Source organism: Mesorhizobium sp. WSM4817 (assembly GCF_055811135.1).
The window spans coordinates 73322-90325 of the sequence record NZ_JBVVQQ010000025.1 but is presented as its reverse complement, the minus strand read 5'-3'; the positions used below and the strand labels follow the sequence as shown (position 1 = coordinate 90325).

13 protein-coding genes and 1 pseudogene are annotated in these 17004 nt (G+C 54.3%); 6 read left to right on the top strand and 8 right to left on the bottom strand.

What is annotated here, in order from left to right:
• Positions 1 to 354: 354 nt before the first annotated feature.
• From AC0L2K_RS27645 to AC0L2K_RS27630, 4 genes are all read right to left on the bottom strand, one after another.
• On the bottom strand, positions 355 to 597 hold the full coding sequence (locus AC0L2K_RS27645; RefSeq protein ID WP_473532886.1) for a hypothetical protein: 243 nt from the start codon (positions 595 to 597) through the stop codon (positions 355 to 357).
• A 14-nt stretch (positions 598 to 611) separates the two neighbouring features.
• Entirely contained in the window at positions 612 to 962 is a 351-nt protein-coding gene (locus AC0L2K_RS27640; protein WP_254027320.1) for a hypothetical protein, read from the bottom strand.
• Positions 956 to 1219, bottom strand: a complete 264-nt coding sequence (locus AC0L2K_RS27635) for a hypothetical protein (RefSeq protein ID WP_473532885.1) — start codon at positions 1217 to 1219, stop codon at positions 956 to 958. The genes AC0L2K_RS27640 and AC0L2K_RS27635 overlap by 7 nt, the downstream gene beginning before the upstream one ends.
• Positions 1220 to 1529: 310 nt before the next feature.
• Complete coding sequence (locus AC0L2K_RS27630; RefSeq protein ID WP_473532884.1) at positions 1530 to 2285, bottom strand: thermonuclease family protein; 756 nt, start codon at positions 2283 to 2285, stop codon at positions 1530 to 1532.
• Between the two features lie 912 nt (positions 2286 to 3197).
• On the opposite strand from AC0L2K_RS27630, the gene AC0L2K_RS27625 reads away from it, so the two are divergent.
• Together AC0L2K_RS27625 and AC0L2K_RS27620 are read left to right on the top strand one after the other, a co-directional pair.
• Positions 3198 to 3710, top strand: a complete 513-nt coding sequence (locus tag AC0L2K_RS27625) for a transposase (protein ID WP_473532883.1) — start codon at positions 3198 to 3200, stop codon at positions 3708 to 3710.
• A gap of 898 nt (positions 3711 to 4608) precedes the next feature.
• The gene (locus tag AC0L2K_RS27620) at positions 4609 to 6726 is read left to right on the top strand and encodes a hypothetical protein (protein WP_473532882.1); all 2118 of its coding nucleotides are present in this window, start codon (positions 4609 to 4611) and stop codon (positions 6724 to 6726) included.
• 138 nt (positions 6727 to 6864) lie between these two features.
• On the opposite strand, the gene AC0L2K_RS27615 is transcribed toward AC0L2K_RS27620, so the two are convergent.
• From AC0L2K_RS27615 to AC0L2K_RS27600, 4 genes and pseudogenes are all read right to left on the bottom strand, one after another.
• Positions 6865 to 8019: a hypothetical protein gene (locus tag AC0L2K_RS27615; protein WP_254027326.1), complete on the bottom strand. Its 1155-nt coding sequence runs from the start codon at positions 8017 to 8019 to the stop codon at positions 6865 to 6867.
• 29 nt (positions 8020 to 8048) lie between these two features.
• On the bottom strand, positions 8049 to 9104 hold the full coding sequence (locus tag AC0L2K_RS27610; protein WP_254027327.1) for a GNAT family N-acetyltransferase: 1056 nt from the start codon (positions 9102 to 9104) through the stop codon (positions 8049 to 8051).
• 113 nt (positions 9105 to 9217) lie between these two features.
• Complete coding sequence (locus tag AC0L2K_RS27605) at positions 9218 to 9859, bottom strand: hypothetical protein (protein ID WP_473532903.1); 642 nt, start codon at positions 9857 to 9859, stop codon at positions 9218 to 9220.
• A gap of 12 nt (positions 9860 to 9871) precedes the next feature.
• Positions 9872 to 10033, bottom strand: a pseudogene (locus AC0L2K_RS27600) (HNH endonuclease); the annotation flags it as partial.
• Positions 10034 to 10155: 122 nt separating this feature from the next.
• Between AC0L2K_RS27600 and AC0L2K_RS27595 the strand changes: the two are divergent.
• The 4 genes from AC0L2K_RS27595 (at position 10156) to AC0L2K_RS27580 (ending at position 16617) form a co-directional block, all read left to right on the top strand.
• A complete protein-coding gene (locus AC0L2K_RS27595; protein ID WP_473532881.1) occupies positions 10156 to 10947 on the top strand; it encodes a helix-turn-helix domain-containing protein in 792 nt (263 codons plus the stop codon).
• Entirely contained in the window at positions 10922 to 12460 is a 1539-nt protein-coding gene (locus AC0L2K_RS27590; RefSeq protein ID WP_254027330.1) for a GNAT family N-acetyltransferase, read from the top strand. Before AC0L2K_RS27595 ends, AC0L2K_RS27590 begins: the two co-directional genes overlap by 26 nt.
• 1034 nt (positions 12461 to 13494) lie before the next feature.
• Positions 13495 to 15012: a ComEC/Rec2 family competence protein gene (locus AC0L2K_RS27585; RefSeq protein WP_473532880.1), complete on the top strand. Its 1518-nt coding sequence runs from the start codon at positions 13495 to 13497 to the stop codon at positions 15010 to 15012.
• Positions 15013 to 16287: 1275 nt separating this feature from the next.
• Positions 16288 to 16617, top strand: coding sequence for a hypothetical protein (locus AC0L2K_RS27580; protein WP_473532879.1), 330 nt, complete (start codon positions 16288 to 16290; stop codon positions 16615 to 16617).
• The last annotated feature ends 387 nt before the right edge of the window (positions 16618 to 17004 follow it).

Genomic DNA, 17004 nt, shown 5'->3' with positions numbered 1-17004 from the left:
CGACCACATCTCCTCACCTACGAACGAGGGAAACTCAAAGGCGCGCCCCATTAGAGATAGTGTCTGGAACGACTGGAAATCGGTTGTATGCGTCAAGTTCTTGTGTGGATGCCAGCCGTTTTGCAAGGAAGAACCTGAAGCATTGGGCATGTGATCGAGTGCGGTCATGTGTCAGGCCTTGATTTGCGGCCGTTCCATATGCCGCGGGCCGGTATGGTGATGCGCGGATCAAGTCCAAATCAGCAAAGCGAGCTTGCGTGGGCTCTCAACTTGACTCTGGTTTTCCTGACCCCGATCTGATCGATCATTTGCCCATGCAGTTCATGCCTTCCTCACATCGCCGACGTCCCGGTCTCAGGTGCGTTGTTGCAAATCACGCAGGCACCTCGCCGGATCCCGGTAGTCCTCTGTTTCGTCAGCATGGCCCAGATGCCACGCGCCATCTTGTTGGCCCAGCGCGATTGCTACCAGCATACGCGGTTTCTTCAACATCAAGCGGTCACGCCAGGAACCGTCGGACGCGCGCCTTCGAGATGCCCATCGAACCACGGCCATGGCGCCGATGATGAGCAACCGCCGAATATCGCGCTGGCCCATCTTCGATAGCTTCCCTAGTCGTTGCTTGCCGCCGCTCGGAAATCGCGACCGCACTTGAAGGCCTCCATCGGCGGCGCAAAGGTTTCAACGGCAAGGGCAGCGATAGGGCCGACACCGGGCATGGTTTGCAAGCGCCGAGATGTTGCAGCTTGCTTGGACAGCGTGTCGATCGTCTTCTTCAATGCCGCGAGCCGACTGCTCAACTGTTCGATCTGGTCAAGGAGAGCGCTGCAAATGTAGCGGACCAGATCCGGCAGGTCTGCGCTCTCGTCCTCGACGATCTCTGCCAGACGTGGCAGGTGGCCGATGCCTTGGGGAGCAACATAACCGAACTCATAGAGGTGCGCGCGCAACGCATTCACCAATTCGGTTCTCTGATCACGAACTGCTCTCTAGTGCGAAACACGATAGCCCGGGACTGCTGCTCCTTGGTCTTCGGTTCGACAAAGCGCATTGTCGGTCGTTGCGCTGCTTCGACGATCGCCTCCGCATCTGCGACGTTGTTCTTCTGCCGCTTGACGAACGGTTTGACATAGGCGGGGGCAATCAGTCTTGGCTCATGGCCAAGCCGAGCCATCTGACGGGCCCAGTAGTGGGAGCAGCCGCACGCTTCCATCGCCACGACACATGCCGGTTGTCGTCCAGATCGAAGGATCGAGCTATCGGCTCCGCCAGCACGCCGAGCTCATGCCCGAACACCTGCGATCAAAAGCCTCCATCACGCCGCCGACGCTAAATCCACCATCGCGGCCGCGCGGCCGGCCACCGAAAAATGGACACCCCTCCGCGATAGCCTGAGCGGCGAAACTGGGAGAATTTTACTTCGGCACTTTTGGGGAAAATTCAAGCGGCATTGACACGATACTCACTGGCGAGCCGCAAAAGGTCGCTAGCTTTGGCATTTTCTCCTGGGTACGATGCATCCATGGTCGTTACCGTTTTGATCGTCGCCAGCCGGCCGCGCGCGCCTCGGCCTCGCTGCAGAACCAGCGCTCGCCTTTGCTCGGCGTGATCACTGTCTCGTCGTAATACTCTTGGCCCGGCAGATGGTAGATATTCTCACCCGAGTTCACGCTGATGTTGCCTTTGACTTTGCAACCGGAGCCGAGAAGACCGAAGCCGGTCGATTGCTCGCTGACGGTCTCGACTCTGTCGGGGTTCGCAGCCCGCCAGTCCCACGGAAGATCGAATCTACCTTGCCACACGCCGCGATGCGCGACCTTGGCTGAGACTTGCTCAGCGGCGAATGCCCCGTTCGAATAGCGAGGCCAATCTAGAGCGAGGCCTACTTCAACGAGCCATTTCTGAACGCTTCGGCCGTCGGCGCGATTGCAGTTCCCGACAAGACGCCCGTACCGATCACGATCGACAAAACTGCAATGCAGTGGTCGCGAAGCTGCCAGGAACTCGTCCAAGGCTTGGGCAGCGCGGCGCCCGCATGAATAATCGAAGCCCTTCGCGTCGTCGCAGTATTGCCGGCTCTCTGGCGCATCGATGCCATTGAAGCGAATGCGCTGGCCTGCAATCTCTACCGTGTCGCCATCGATCACGGAGGCGTGGCCTTCCATCGAACCAGGCAGCGGCTCTGTCCAGTTTGTTACCCTGGTCTGGAGGCTTGCGGTGCTCCGTATTACGAATTGGGTGACTGCGGCGGCAAGCGTGGCGACGCCGAGGAAGATCAGCCCCAAGAGCGGTCGCGGCAGCTTCCGTGACGGCATTCTATTGCCGACGCGCCTTCGCCACCGGTCAGCCTGATTGGCACCCTGATATCGGTGGCCTTTGCCCACGCCCCTTCTCCCGAAAGAAAGAATGCTTCCATTGCGGGAGAGAGTCCAGCCTGCGCGGGGGCTTTACCGCAGAGGCTCGGTCGTCAATGGCAGTGGACGCTACCGGCGCTGTTGTCCATATGGCAGCACTGGCCAGGCGGAGAACTTTTCCGGCAGCCTCCGCCATGCGCGTAAGAGAATACCGCTCCCGCCAGAATGGCGAGCGCAACAACGCAGATGGTTGTGAACGTTTTCATGGCCCCTCCCCAGGTGACGCCTAAACAAAGCACTTCTCAGGCGCTTTGAATAGGGGCATCTCATGAATGCTCCTAAGCGCCCTGAAGCGTGCCTCGGGGCGGCGGGTGATCTGGAGAGACGAATCATAGACCGCGCCAACATTTGCCGTCGAGCGTTCGCAATGGGGGCGGAATATCAGAACTTCGTGCAGTTCACCGTGTTGCCGAAGCGGTTGCAAGTCGTTCTTTTCGGCTGACTGTTTTGCATGTTGGCTAAAGCGGCATTCGTTCTGGCAGAAGCTCTGCCGCGAGAGGTAACGGACTCGTGCTGAATGCATTGGGCCATGGCTGGGGTTCCTGGCTCAAAGCCGTAAGAGACGCATCGGTTCCGGAAATAGGTTGCCTGTTCCGCCTGCGGTGTCGTGGCAAACCAGGCCGGCGAACCCGGCATCCCAAGGCCCGAACCGGAGCAGCCGCTGAAAAAGAGGATCGCGGTCCCCGCCGTCGCGAACATCTACGCATCGTGCTTTCCGAAAATCGATTCCGATTTTCGGGCCTGTAAATCCTCGGCACAAGACCAAATTCCCAAAATCAACAGGTGCAAAGCAGGGGGCTGGCCGCCAGCGCAGATCGTGTCGCTTATCCTGCGGATAAGCTGAGAGAGGGTAAACGGCGTTTTGACCGCACTTCACCTTCCGGATCAGTGGGTTATTGCAACCCAAACGAGGGCTTGGACAGATGTCGATTTCGCAGCTTACGCATAAAGTCCAGCGATGAACGGCCGGTGCGTCTGCTCGAGGTTTTCACGGGCAGCGGCCGACGGCGTGAGTGGAGCGACGAGCGTAAGGCTGAGATCGCCGCTGAGAGTTACGAGTCAGGCGAAGCGGTCTACGCTGTCGCGCCGCGTCACGAATTGACTCCGCAGCAATTATTCACTTGGCGTCGGCTTGTTCGCGAGCCGGGGTTGCGGGAGATAACGGGAGGGAGGTTTCGCGCGTGGGGGATTCTCTCGGTGCCAAATTGCCAGTCTACGAGCCCACGAAAACAGGCGCAGTGGGATGGCTTGAGAGGAAGGGACAGTCTCCATTCGCCACAGCAAGTTCTTCGATGAGCAGGATACCGGCCACCGCAGTTCAAAGTGGTTGCGAAGCTGGCGAGTGGGCATCTAAGAAAAAGGGGCCGATCCCGTCTGTTGTTGAATTCAAGCGATGTTATGGTCGGCCAAAATTGGAGAGCGAAAGCCAAGAATGCCTGTCTCGATCAGCGACTTCATCCACAAGGCAAAACCTGCAGGTCCAGACATGCATTTAATGCACTGCACAACCGCATTGTCCACGATGAAGGCGCTCGAGGAGCGAACTCTTGGGACAACCCAGTGCCCTATCTACAAAACGGATCTCCTTTACATGTTTTACGGTCGGCCCGCCTATAAGCCGGCAACCGGGATCGGTCCCAGTGGAATGATTGAGTTGGCCCCTGTGTGTCTTATACTGGAGCCCTCGCTGTTAGCTTCAGCTGCTCGGGTGCTTCCTTTTGACAGTGGAGGATTCGACCGCTACAGGCCGCTGCTCGGACCGGGTTTGAAGCTAGACGAGTTTGAGTTGGGCAGCTCGGCACTCGCACCTATGCAACTCGTTGGCGCATTCTATGATAAATCGAAACTACTATGAGCAGCAACCCACGCTGAACGAGCGTAGCATTCCAATAACGAGGGTCACTTCGCGAGCCTACGCGAGATTGATCGCGGATCCGTCGATCCGATCTGTTGATGACCGCTGCGGAACTATTGAGTTGCAGTTTTCGAAAGGGGTGTCTTTGAAGACGGCTCTCAAGGCAATAGTCGGGCCGTCCGCGCTCTTAAGCGATCCAGAGATCCAGGAAGCGTTGCAAGACTGCTCTAATGCGGTCCCTTTGCCGTACAAGACATACGGACGAAGTGACCCGTTGTCGTTTGCCCAGGCATTATATGAGCGTGTCGAGACATTTTTGACCGATCAAGGACAGTTCGCATGATCGACTTGATCAACGATTGCGAACTAGTTGGTGTCGCTGATCCGCTGGGAAAGAAGACGGGCTTCTTGATTCCGGTCTTCTTCAGTCCGGCTTCAAACGCTCTGTTGGTTGAAGAGCGATCAAGCAATGGCCGTGTTGCTGGATATAGTCCTTTGCATCCGCAAGAGACCGAGATCTTGCCGACATTAAGAGGGCAGAGCCGTGTCGGGGATCGGCCGCATTGGGCATTTGGGCTCGGAGATGGTGTTCTGGTAGGACGAGGAACACAGCGGCGCGAAGAGTTGAAAAATGCCTTAAGGGGACCCTTCCTAATGGCGAGGCCGATGCTTGCCCTCGAGGTCACTGACTTCCTTGGCCTGAAAGAGGACCGGAACAATCTCGCCGCGAAGATTTTTGCAGATCTGAGGCGGAAGAACGCTGAAGTTGCTCGACGATGGCGAGATATCGCAATCCTCATCCCAGATATAAAGGCAGCATGGTTGAACCAACAATCGGATCTCACGGCGGGACGCAAGCGCGGTGCGATACCAACCTTGGCCGCTCAGGTTAGAGAGCCGGAAGTTGCCATACGATTTAGCTCTTCGGCGAACTTTAGTGGGGGGACTTTTCGGGTCCATTTGGAAAGGATCGTCCGGAATTGTTTGGCAGAGCTTCCGGATCTGTACGAAGAGCCGAACGGCGATTGGATATTTCGCTTTCAAGAAGCTCGCGACACCCGCGACGCGCTGGACGCATCGCCACAAGCCCGCGCACTCATTTATTTAGCGGACGACGCGCTTCCATTCTCCGAGCCTAATCGATCTGGCGGGTATGATTCTATTGGAATTTATCCGCAAGATAAATCGCGCGAATTCATTGGCGACGTTTTGGCATCAGAGACTCCTTCGTACGTCACCTTTTTGCTTGATGATGCATATGGTGCTATCCTCGATGGCGCTCCGGAGCTTCACCACAGGCGACCGTTAGGATTGGGCGTTAGAGCAGGACGTTCGAAGGATCTTTCACGCTCAGAGGTGCAGGCTCTTTCACGTTACCCGCATCCCACCGTCGTTATCACACAACAAAGTCCGCCGGGCTTTCTCCGCGACACGTTTTCGGGAGAACTCCGGGACGCCGTAAACCTAATGTCTCCGAGTTGGTACGGAGACAGCCAATGGATTTTCCCATCCAGAGCCTGCGCATTCATGCGTGCGCGAGGCCTCGGTCCCCAGAAAATGCTTGATGCCTTAGCCCAACTTTACGAACGTTGCCGGCAGCTGAAATTAGACACTACTGTTGGAGTAGCGTTTCTTGCCATGGAAACAGCCCCCTCAATGAGGGCTTATGAATATGCCAGGGTGCTCTTTCCACAACTCGATTGGAAAGATCTACCTAAGGAGCCTCGGGTGAAGCAGCCGATCGACGCCGCTTTGCTTGCGGCGATCGATAGTAACGTCGACGATGAATACCGCTGGCAGTCCCATTGCAAAATTATCGAAACTATCTTGCGTAAACGTGGATGGGAAACTGTGGTTGCAGTCGAAACCAACCATGAAAAACGTCTCAACTTGCATGCGTCAGCAATGGATGTGGAGCTGAAGATCCTCCGTGACAAACCACGTGGCGGACGGACTTCCTATAATCAGCCTCTGGACCTCAATATTGAAAACATCGACAAGCTGGCACTTGTCGAGGATGCAAATGCCGGGATGGTGCTTTCACGACTTGAACGGTACGGCGATCTTTTGGTCACACCCCGAGACCTGTGCTGTTTCGACCCGGCCGCTGATTCCGTCTGGTCGCTTCACGCGTTACAACTGAAACGCATGTCGCATTGGATGGTCAGCAAAAGTCGAACACTGCACGTCGCACTCATCTGCCGCGTCGCTATGGAAAGGGGCATGGCGGAGGTGGATGACGCCGAACGCCTGTTTACTGCATTGAAGGATCCGGGATTAGGGCAGATTGCCTTTCTGGCGAGCTCAAGATTGAAAACCTCTGAGCTGGGGTGTGAGCTAAAACTCAGGTTAGTTTCGAGAGGATCTAACATTCCGCTTCCTGATCAATTCAGCAAACTTGGATCGTTTATCTTAAGGGTTGATCAAAATGGGCCAGCGATGTTCTCGGAAGAATAATTAAACTTCTTGAAATCCTAAGTGAGGAGTTGTCGCTGAGGTAGCCGGCACGGCTTCAAGCAGATGGTTGCATATCCGCAAGATACACTTTGGAATTAAGTAGTACTATTAAAAGAAATAAGGCAGGGCGCTTGATCCTTATTGCATTAGGCGTTTTGCCGATTTAGTGCAAATCCGCCAAAGCCAACTGGCTCGTCCTTCAAGCCATCCCCAAACACCGCTTCGTGCAACTAACCATAGCAGAGCCAGCCCTCCGCACCAATATGGTAGACTTGTTACCGTAACACCCCAATAGATTTTGCCCCAGTCATTTAGCGCACTTCCGATTGCACCGAGAAAGATGACCCCTATCATATAAAAAAGGAGGCCCGGGGCGCTTGCCTGGAAACTTGCGAATGCTGTGAAGTCCTGAATTGGCTCCTCTTTCGAGCCTTCTCGCCAATGATAAATTATCAGCCGAGAAAGAAGCCGCTCCTCTTCGGCTGCGTCTCGGGCGGCAATCTCGCGACCGCGCAGGTAAGAGGCCCATAGTTTTGCTTCAAGCCTGCGCACCTTTCGGAGTGGGGCATGCTGCGTAACAAGTGCATGGCCGAGCTCACGTATAAGGAAATAATGCACACGGGCGATCTTAAATGGATTGGCAGAGGCCCGCTTGGCGATCGAATGCGGGAAGCTACGCTGTTCGTTCAGTCTGAGTTCCGTCAACTCCAGTCGTTGTGACGAACTGACAAATATCTTTTCTTGCCCAACGATCTCCTGGGTGAATAGCGATGTGGATTTACCTGTTAGGTGTAGCCGGAGCCGGATATACTGTGACCTGGACCCAGCCGCCCGCAGGCGCTTGCACATATTCTCGGTGAGTGTGATGGTGGAACCAGGCCCTTTTAAGCCGTCTTCGACTGGCGTAAGTATAAGATCGTCCCCGACCTTCACTTTGTGAACGGTCACGAACGGTTCGCCATTGGTTGTCGTCTCGTACCGCAGATCAGTCTTGCTCCCGACCTCGACGACCATGTTGAAAACCGCGTCCAGCGTCTGCCCGTAGGCCATGACATCGCTCAGATCTTGAAACTGTTCGATTTGAAGCGCTACAGGAAAATACAGGTAGATGCGTTTGACCAAATCGATATCCGATAACCGAAGGCCGATGTCGAGAAAATTGGTCTTTGAAGGGTTGTCTCGCCAGAGATTGAAGTGAATCTCTAGGTTTGGGGGCTGTGGCTCGGCATCAATTAGCGGGGAGGAATTACCATTCTCATCCGGTTCGTACCAAATCGCCAAAGTGCCGTTCATCTCGCATCAGACCTTTTATAGCGCAGAGCTCAATTGACGATGAGACCTTCTTCGACCTTGCCCAAATCTAGTATGCTTGAAAATTGAGCGTCGGTAAGCGCCCGCAGATCCCACTTGGGCTGGGTGGTGATACCTACAATATCCAGCAGAGCCGCACGATTTGGGCGTTTCACGAAAGCGGCGTTGTAGGTAAGCTTCGCAACATACAACGGCTTCCCATTAGCATATCGGTCTCTGAGCTGTTGTTCGCTGAACACACTATGGTCCTTCGCGAATGCCACGAATGCATCTGCGTCCTTGAAATGTTTGCGTGAGTAGGTTTCCTCGACCACGCACACGGACGTTGCTACAGACCGGTAATATGCCTTCCCTTGGATATCAGTGGTTCGATAAATGACGACGAGGTCGCCTCGCTTCATACGGTTGAGAGAGAGGCCGGCGATATAAACTTTGTGAATCGAGTTGGTATGAGGAACATCAGCTTCCGAAGCTGGATCTTCTGTCTTTAGGATCGAGTCCGGCAGTAGATCAGTATGGAATTCGGGTTTTATGGCCAGCAACCATTTCGATTTTCCGGCCGTCTGCATGAGGGGATAATCTTTGACGATGTCGTTCGCCAAGGTGTCGAATGAGCGGAGTAGAACGAGCTCTTCCCCATTGGGCGTGGCTTTTACGCCCCTTTGTTCAAAACCGAATCGCTTGAAAAGGTTGATAAGAGAGACGTGAGTATCGAAAACGGTCACGTAAACCTCAGACACCTCTTCGAGGATGGCGTGATCAAAGATGCGCTTAATAATCCTTTCACCAAGCTTCGTACCCTTGGCGTTTACTTTAAGAGTTCCAACTTTGAGTCGGCGCTTGGCAGGCAGAGACGGTTGAACGTCTGTGATCTCCCCCGTCTCGACCTTGATATAGAGGAAACCCCGAACTCCCTGTCCGCCGTCACCGTCAATGACATACACCGGTTCAGCAGCTTTTCTAATGAACCAGTCTGAAAATTCCTTATATTGCGCTTTCAAACTGTCGAAGAACTTGTCGTTCAGATCCACGTCTTTGAATTTCGTCGGGCGTAAAGTCTGCCCCATGCGCCTTCCCCCGAATCGTACGAAATAGAGCATACCAACGCAGCGAATAAATCAGTACGCGGACACAATTTGAAGTGGAGAATAATATTCTCAAAGGGAGCGGAAGCCTCCACCTATCTATTGGGGCAAACCGGGTAGAGAGGGCTCACTCCGTTTTGCTCTTGCAGATAGGTCTCATAGGACTGTATCTCAGGGTTGCCCATGTCAATCGCAAACTCTTCGCCAAATATTGCCATCACAAAAAACAGTAGCTTTTTGTCAGTATAGACGAAGTCATACTCATGTAGCGTTTCGAAGACATTCGTTCCATCACGAAACCGCTGATCAAAGCGATAGACGTTACGGCGGCAGAATTGCCACTCTTTGGGCTTCTCTCCGACGCGAACGAATCTTCTCAAAGGCTCTAAGCCTTCGTTCGAGAGCAATTCCTCACGCCACCCTTCGACGTGCATGACTCTTAGCGCAAGGGCTTCGATCGCAACTTTTCCGATGAAGCGGGACATGAGATGCGGCTCAAGCTGCGTCTTTTCCGGAAAGGGTACGAACAAAGTGCCTTGGGGGCGTTCAAGCAGAGAACGCACAAACTCACCCGCGCGACCGCTATCCTTCGGCTCGACGAAAATCGCGGATGTGTCCATCCATACGTTCACTGGCATCTTCAAATGGGATACAAAACCGCTCATTGGCGGGATACGGCCGCGCTTATTCCCGATCGCCATCACGCTACGCAGATGACGGAAATGTTCCGTCTCCAAGAGCGGACCTTCGATCTTACGTGCAAAGTAATTATTGCAGCGGTCACATACGATGCCAGGTGGCAGCGTGTGGTCAATGTTACCAAGTGATTCGGGGATTATGTGCTCGACCGAGCGGGAATTCGTCGCATCCCCACGACAAAATAGACATTGGATGAAGTTAGTTACCCCCATAAAGTGACACGAAGTTCTCACGAAATCGCAGCCTAAATCCAATTGGCAGAGCGTGCAACGAGAATATTCCTTGCAAGGAATATCTGTTCGAGCTAGCACTCCGCAACACGGAGTAGCATGGTATGGACAAACTAGCAGGAAAAATTATCGAAGCCTCGGCCGCGACCGAACCGCGCCAAGAGCCTGCTGGCGGTGTCGATCTGCGTCGACTTCGCCTTCTATCGGGATTGACGCAGGCCGAAATGGCTGCCCGCATGAACGTCCAGCAAGCTGCCATTTCAAAACTGGAAAAAGGTGGCGAGATGTACTTGTCCACGGTCCAACGCTACGTGGAAGCTCTCGGCGCGTCGTTGCGCGTAGATGCCGTTTTTCCTGCAGACGCTCGCCTCGTTCTACGCGTAAAAGAGACTTTTGACATTGAATACGGTAACGACGACCAACTCGTCTTTCCGCTACTGGCAGATGAGCCGTTTCGCCCGCAACGAGATGTTGTGCTTTCCATTCGTCCGCAATATTCGGACAAAATTATGGAAGGACGCAAAACTGTCGAGCTTCGCCGGCGATTCCCGGTTTCGGCGCCCGGTGGGACCGTGGCCTATATTTATTCCACGTCGCCAGTTAGAGCGATGGTCGGAATTGCAGAGATTAAGGATGTCTTGAAACTGCCCGTACAGCAAATCTGGTCCGAGTTTGAAGACACTGCATTTATCGAGCGAAGTGATTTCGATAACTATTTTCAGGGCTTAGAGTTTGGATTCGCTCTGCTTTTTGAAGGTGTTAGGCCGTTCTCCCGCTCCGTTCCACTGACCGAGCTGCGTGAGAAATTTGGTTTCGAGCCACCACAGTCATTCCTGTACGCGAGCCGCAATCTGCGAAAGGCCCTGAGAGATGAGGCAACAGTCGTATCTCATTGATACGAACATTCTGATCGGTCTGGAAGACTACCGCGCTGTCGAAGCCGCATACGCTAAATTCTCAAGTCTTGCTGCGGCCCACAAGATCACGATTTTCGTCCACGAGGCCGCCCGCGACGACATTTCCCGCGACAAGAATGTGGAACGTCGCCGAATCTCCCTTAGCAAAATCTCAAAATACCGGGTCTTGGGCAAGCAACGCGGCCTGAGCCAAGCCAATCTTGAAGTTGAATTCGGCCCTTTGAAGCGGCCCAGTGACATAGTCGACGCCACCCTCCTCCATGCTTTGAAAAGTGACGCGGTCGATTTTCTTGTCACGCAGGACAAAGGCCTTCACGAGCGCGCATTCAAACATTCGGCCGAGCTTGGCCGACGTGTCCTGTTTGTTGGGGACGCGGTCGATCTTCTCACTCAGACATACGAGCCTAAGCAGGTCCCTATCAGGCATGTTGCGGAGGTCGAAGCTCACACCATCAACCACAAAGACAGGTTCTTCGATAGCCTCCGTGAGGGATATCCGGAGTTCGACGATTGGTGGCGCGAGAAGTGTGTTCGCCAGCACCGCCCTTGTTGGGTCGTTTACGATGATGACGAATTGGCAGGCCTGATTGTCCGAAAGGACGAGAGCGCGACGGATACCGATGCGGTGACGAAAGCCAATAAAATTTTGAAAGTTTGCACCTTCAAAGTGGCGCCCGACAAGCGCGGTGTCAAACTCGGTGAGCTGCTCTTGAAGCAGGTCCTTTGGTACGCTCAGTGCAATAGATATGACTTGGCGTATCTGACGACATTCGAAGACCAGGCGGCTCTGATGAACCTCTTGGAGTTCTACGGCTTTATCCATGCCGGCACGAAAGACAACGGTGAACTCATTTACGAGCGGGCATTTTCGTCCGCAAAGCTAGTTGATGATCCCTCGATGTCGGTTTTCGAAGCCGCCAGGAGAAATTACCCCCGCTTTCTTGTGACGGATCAAGTTCGCGGCTTCGGAATTCCTATCAAGGAAGACTATCACGACACCTTATACCCTGATCTATGGAAGCCTAAGCAGCCGGACTTTTTCGTCGGCGCTTCTCGGGCCGACCGTCCGACGCGGCCGGGGAACACGATCCGGAAAGTCTACCTGTGCCGAGCACCATCAAACCTCGGCGATGCGGGCTCCCTGCTGTTCTTCTACAAGGGGGCGTCAAAGGAACGTCCTTCGCAAGCCATGACGACGTTAGGCATTTTGGAGAGCGTCACATTCGCGAGCTCTACCAGAGAGTTGATGCAATTGACGGGCGGTCGATCCGTCTACAGTGAGCAGCAACTTGAGCAGTGGCAGGCTACGACGGCAAAGCCGGTAAAGGTCATAAACTATCTTTTGGCCGCCTACATAGATCCCGTGGTCGGGCTGGATGAATTACGAGATTTGGGTATAGTGAACAGTAACCCGCAACAGTCGATCTATGAAATTCGGTCTGACGTCCTCCCGCGGCTTCTCAATCGTGCCAATTTGGAGTTCGAGGTATGAAGCAGCGGATGATCGCGTTCGTTGGCATCTCTGGGGTCGGCTGCACGGTGCAGACGAGAAGGAGGTTTCGCTCATCCAAGCGCGGAGTTCGAATCCCTCGCTCTCCGCCAAATAACTGTCGTTGTGCACTTTTCGGAAGAGCCTTCCGGCTGGCTGCACCATTGGCTGCATCTTTAGGCGGCTCCTTCGGGCAAGCACCCGCCTCGGCCGCCATCTGTTGAGCCGCCATTAGCCATCAAGAAACTCAGCACTGAGACTGCCCTGATAGGCTTCCAGCCACGCCTTGGACGCCTCGAAATCGGGCACGACAGTCCGGAGGAAATCCCAGAACGCAGGTCCGTGCGAGGGGCCTGGTCTGGAAGGTTTTCCGCATCGCAACACCTCCGTTCCGTCCACCTGTCTCGGCCACCGCACTCTCATCTTGCGCGTGACCGTTGGTTGGCCCGTTTGCAACGATACTTAGCGCATCCACTTCAAAGCCGAAATGCCTATGACACGCGCGTGCGGCAAAGGCGTGCAGCGGGGTGCTAACAGGACGGTTTCCTCCGGATCCTCGGCCCGCGGGCATTGCGGCCTTCTAACCCGATCCCGTCAAGAACCTCCGGCATGGCCGGGTCTGAGGCCTGGAATGGCGAGGATCGCCTATTCCGATCACGGGCATGTAGGCAGCTGGGAACGGACTTTCGACACCTCATACCTTTCGATGTCGCATTTTCTTTGCAGAGGGCTGCTTTCATCTGAAGCTGTCATCGGAAGGCCCATTATGGGCCGAATGTACATGTTCGTGGAGCTAACCGACTAAATACTAGTTGCGTACAATGAGCGGTCTTCCTGTCGTAGAGCTGTTGGCTACCTTCTAACCCGTAATCTGACTTCGTTGGCGCGGTTCAAGCGCCACTAGCTCGAAAGGAATCCGATCCAGGAGGTCGCTCCAAAATGTTCATGAATATTTGCGAAAAATACTCGTTGAGATCATTTACATCGACCCGGTTTTTGGGGTGTGATGCTATTACTTTGATGGTGGAGCGTATCCAATGGTTGACGTGAATTTCGACCGGTTCATCGGCGCGAACTCTACGCCGCTGTATGTTGAGTCGTCAGGTGAGAAGACCAAGGGCTTCTTGCTTTGGGGCGATGGCGTGCATCTTCTTGGTCAGCAGGAAGGTGGACGCCTACCTGTTCGGGCGAGAGGCCGCGAGCGAAACGGTTGGATCGATGCTGAAGCCCTTGAGGGTGGAAAATCTCTGCTCGAGGTCTATTTTATCGATGTTGGGCAAGGGGATGGAATGCTGATTAAGACTCCCGACTTTCGACATATCATGATCGACGGCGGCCACCCAAGAGGTTCCCAGAACACTGGAAAGAGCGCCGCCGATTTCGTTGATTGGAAATTCTTCGAGGATTATGGCCTCGACCATGTCCGACTCGACGCTATGATATCCTCTCACAATGACTTCGATCACTACGGAGGCCTGGCTGACCTTCTGGACGCAGAGCAAGAGGACGAGCTTGATGTAGCGGGAACGACCGTAGAGGCGTTCTATCATGCCGGCATCTCGTGGTGGACGAAACCAGATGGTTCCGATCGTACCCTTGGCGAGACCGAACGAGAGAATGGCCGGACTTTCCATGTCGACCTTCTCGACGACCGCGGGTCCGCCGAACACGGGATTGACCCGGCTAGCCGCCCGAAACTTCAGGGCGCCTGGGGGAACTTCATTGCAAAGGTGGTTTCGACCAGAAGGGCTGACGGAGAACCGACACCCGTCACTCGCCTGAGCGATCGTTCTGAGTATTTGCCAACCTTTGGGCCGGGTTCCGATGTGAGAATTCACATTCTGGGCCCGGTTGAATTTTCGGTTGGTGAAAGGCCCGGCCTGCTAAAGCTAGGCGCAGATTCCAGGACAACCAACGGAAACAGTGTGCTCGCCCGTCTGGATTATGGGCGAGCCCGCATCCTTCTCACCGGTGACCTCAACAAAGCGAGCCAGCAGGCCTTGCTAGATGCCTACGAGGGGCGGCGACTGGAGTTTCAGTGCGATGTTGCCAAGGCCTGCCACCACGGCAGCGAAGACGTATCGTACACATTCCTGCAGGCGATGAAGCCAGCTGTGACGGTCATCAGTTCCGGGGACGCGGAAGGCCATGATCATCCAAAACCCCGTATCGTTGCCGCCAGCGGCGCGACCGGGTATCTGACGATCGAAGAGGATGAGATTGTTACGCCACTCGTCTATTCGACCGAACTCGCGCGGTCGATATCTCTCGGGCATCCGCGGACATTAGAGATTGACCGCCAGATAACCGGCACTCCCGAAAACCTGCAAGTCGACCCTGAACAGCTGCAGAATGTCACTATCACATATCATGAAACTAAACCCGGAGGTCTTAGACCCGCCGAGAAAAGCAAGCGCCTCTCGCAGATACGGCTTGTCGGCGGGCTGATCTATGGCCTCGTCAATGTTCGAACGGACGGCGACAAGATCTTAACTGCGACGATGAACGAGGGGGATGGGTCCTGGACTGTCAAGACATTCCGATCTCGCTTTTGACCCGACGCCTTCCCGGTGTTCCTGCTTCTTTGGCTGGCTGGTTCATTACCGTCTCACCTGGGTCACTGGGGGGCAATGGGTCGCGATCGCAGCTGATTCATAGCGGCGGTAGTGTTCGTGGCTGAGGCGGGGACTACTTTTAGCTTTTTACATCAGATTTCTGCGTGGCTTGCGGCCGCGGTCTTGGAGCAGTTGGTCTCAGCTTCAGTTTTGTTTACATGCAAACGCGACGATAAAGCGGGCGTTTCGTTGCAAGTGTGAACAATGCAGTCTTCGCGAAGAGGAGCTACAGGGCGGGTGGAAGAATAAGAATTATTGGCATCGCTACCGATGCTTAATTTTTGGGATAGTGGCGGGTCCATATTGATCCGACAAGGAAGTGCCGGTGAAATCGAAGCGGTCGATGTACCAACGAAATGACATCTGTCGTATCGGCGATAGACGCGCTTTTGTCTGAAGATCACCCAAATTACAAAATTTTGTTAGAACCCTTATGGAAAGATTCCCCAGAGGTAAGTGCGATATCGATGTCATTCGCGCGACTGCGAAGAGTTCCGGGTATTTTCGTTTCGGTAAAACTTAGGTAACGTCGGGCATTTCATATATCCAAATAGAGATTTTGTTGCATACTATCTTTATTGAAGATAAGTGAAGTCTTTCTTTGACAGTATCTACGCCATGCTGAAGAAGACGGTGGAGGACTACGAGTGACTGACGCGATCTATGTGACATATGGATTCATCCCTGGCAAGTATTCCGGGTATCATCTCGCCGTGCACTACGTCACTGGAGTGGGCACCCCTGGAGCCATTGACCATATCTTTCAGGCAGGCCTGCCAATGGACAACGATAAGAGGCCGGCCGCCGCATCTGGTCGGCGACACCGAGTTCGAGGCGGCATGGAACAAGAGCGATTCGCCAAGGGCAACGACTATTTCTCTGTCAAGCTAAATAACCCCTCGTCCCGGCCCCGATCTACGCGAGTCTGATCGAGAGCGACGGCGAGGATCTGAAGCTGATCTTGTGGCGCGGCAGCATTCCCGAGTAAGACCAGCCGGCGGGGCCCGCGAATGTGGAGCTTGGCATGGTAATGTGCGCCTTTGTTGCCTCGACGTCTTTGATCGGCGACGATGGGATTCTCATCGCACCTCGCGGGGTGCCTCTTACGCAAGGCAATATTCATGAAAATGAAGTCGATATTCGCTACTGGCCGTAGTTGTAAGACGCGGAATGCGACGCATCTAAGGCTATAAGTCGGCAGCGGAGTACTACTCGATGAGCCATCAGATTATCTGGCTATCCTTTGATCTCGGCATTCGGGGTGACTACGAAGGTCTATACGCTTGGCTTGACGATCACAATGCCAAGGAATGTGGTGACGCATTGGCGGCTATTAGCTACGAACACGATGGGGATACCCTGCCGAACAAGCTAAAGGCCGACCTCAAAAAAAGGGTCAAGTTCGACAAGCGCTCTCGGATATACGTGATTTACCGTCATCCAAATACGGGGCTGAACAAAGGTCGATTTGTGGTTGGCACACGCAAGGCAGCACCGTGGACGGGCTACTCACCGGACGGCGATGTAACCGACGAAGAAGAGTAATGCCGAACACCATTGTTGATACGTGCATCTGGCTTGCGTTTGCGGACGATCGAGAGGCACACGATCGTCGTGGTGACGTGGACGCGATCTATAACCTCATCCACGACCATTCTATAGTCATGCCTTGGCCGGTCGCATACGAGACAATCCGAACGAGACTAGCGAGGCGTCACATTGCTCTATCGCGAGTTGAGATCGAACTTAAATCTCCGCGCATTGGCTGGATCGATGACGCACCCTATCGGCAGCGGGCGCTAGAATTGGCCTTTCGGGCTGGGGTTCGAGAACATCGGCCCCTAAGCATGGTCGATTGCCTCATACGGCTAATGTTGGACGACCGCAATCTCAAGATCAACTATCTCGCAACATGGAACGAAGGCGACTTCG

Bases quoted from the DNA above. Each gene is read 5' to 3' on its own strand.
- AC0L2K_RS27615 (WP_254027326.1), bottom strand. From the start codon at position 8,019: ATGAACGGCACTTTGGCGATTTGGTACGAACCGGATGAGAATGGTAAT.
- AC0L2K_RS27585 (WP_473532880.1), top strand. From the start codon at position 13,495: ATGGTTGACGTGAATTTCGACCGGTTCATCGGCGCGAACTCTACGCCG.
- AC0L2K_RS27645 (WP_473532886.1), bottom strand. From the start codon at position 597: ATGGGCCAGCGCGATATTCGGCGGTTGCTCATCATCGGCGCCATGGCC.
- AC0L2K_RS27580 (WP_473532879.1), top strand. From the start codon at position 16,288: ATGAGCCATCAGATTATCTGGCTATCCTTTGATCTCGGCATTCGGGGT.
- AC0L2K_RS27610 (WP_254027327.1), bottom strand. From the start codon at position 9,104: ATGGGGCAGACTTTACGCCCGACGAAATTCAAAGACGTGGATCTGAAC.
- AC0L2K_RS27590 (WP_254027330.1), top strand. From the start codon at position 10,922: ATGAGGCAACAGTCGTATCTCATTGATACGAACATTCTGATCGGTCTG.
- AC0L2K_RS27595 (WP_473532881.1), top strand. From the start codon at position 10,156: ATGGACAAACTAGCAGGAAAAATTATCGAAGCCTCGGCCGCGACCGAA.
- AC0L2K_RS27620 (WP_473532882.1), top strand. From the start codon at position 4,609: ATGATCGACTTGATCAACGATTGCGAACTAGTTGGTGTCGCTGATCCG.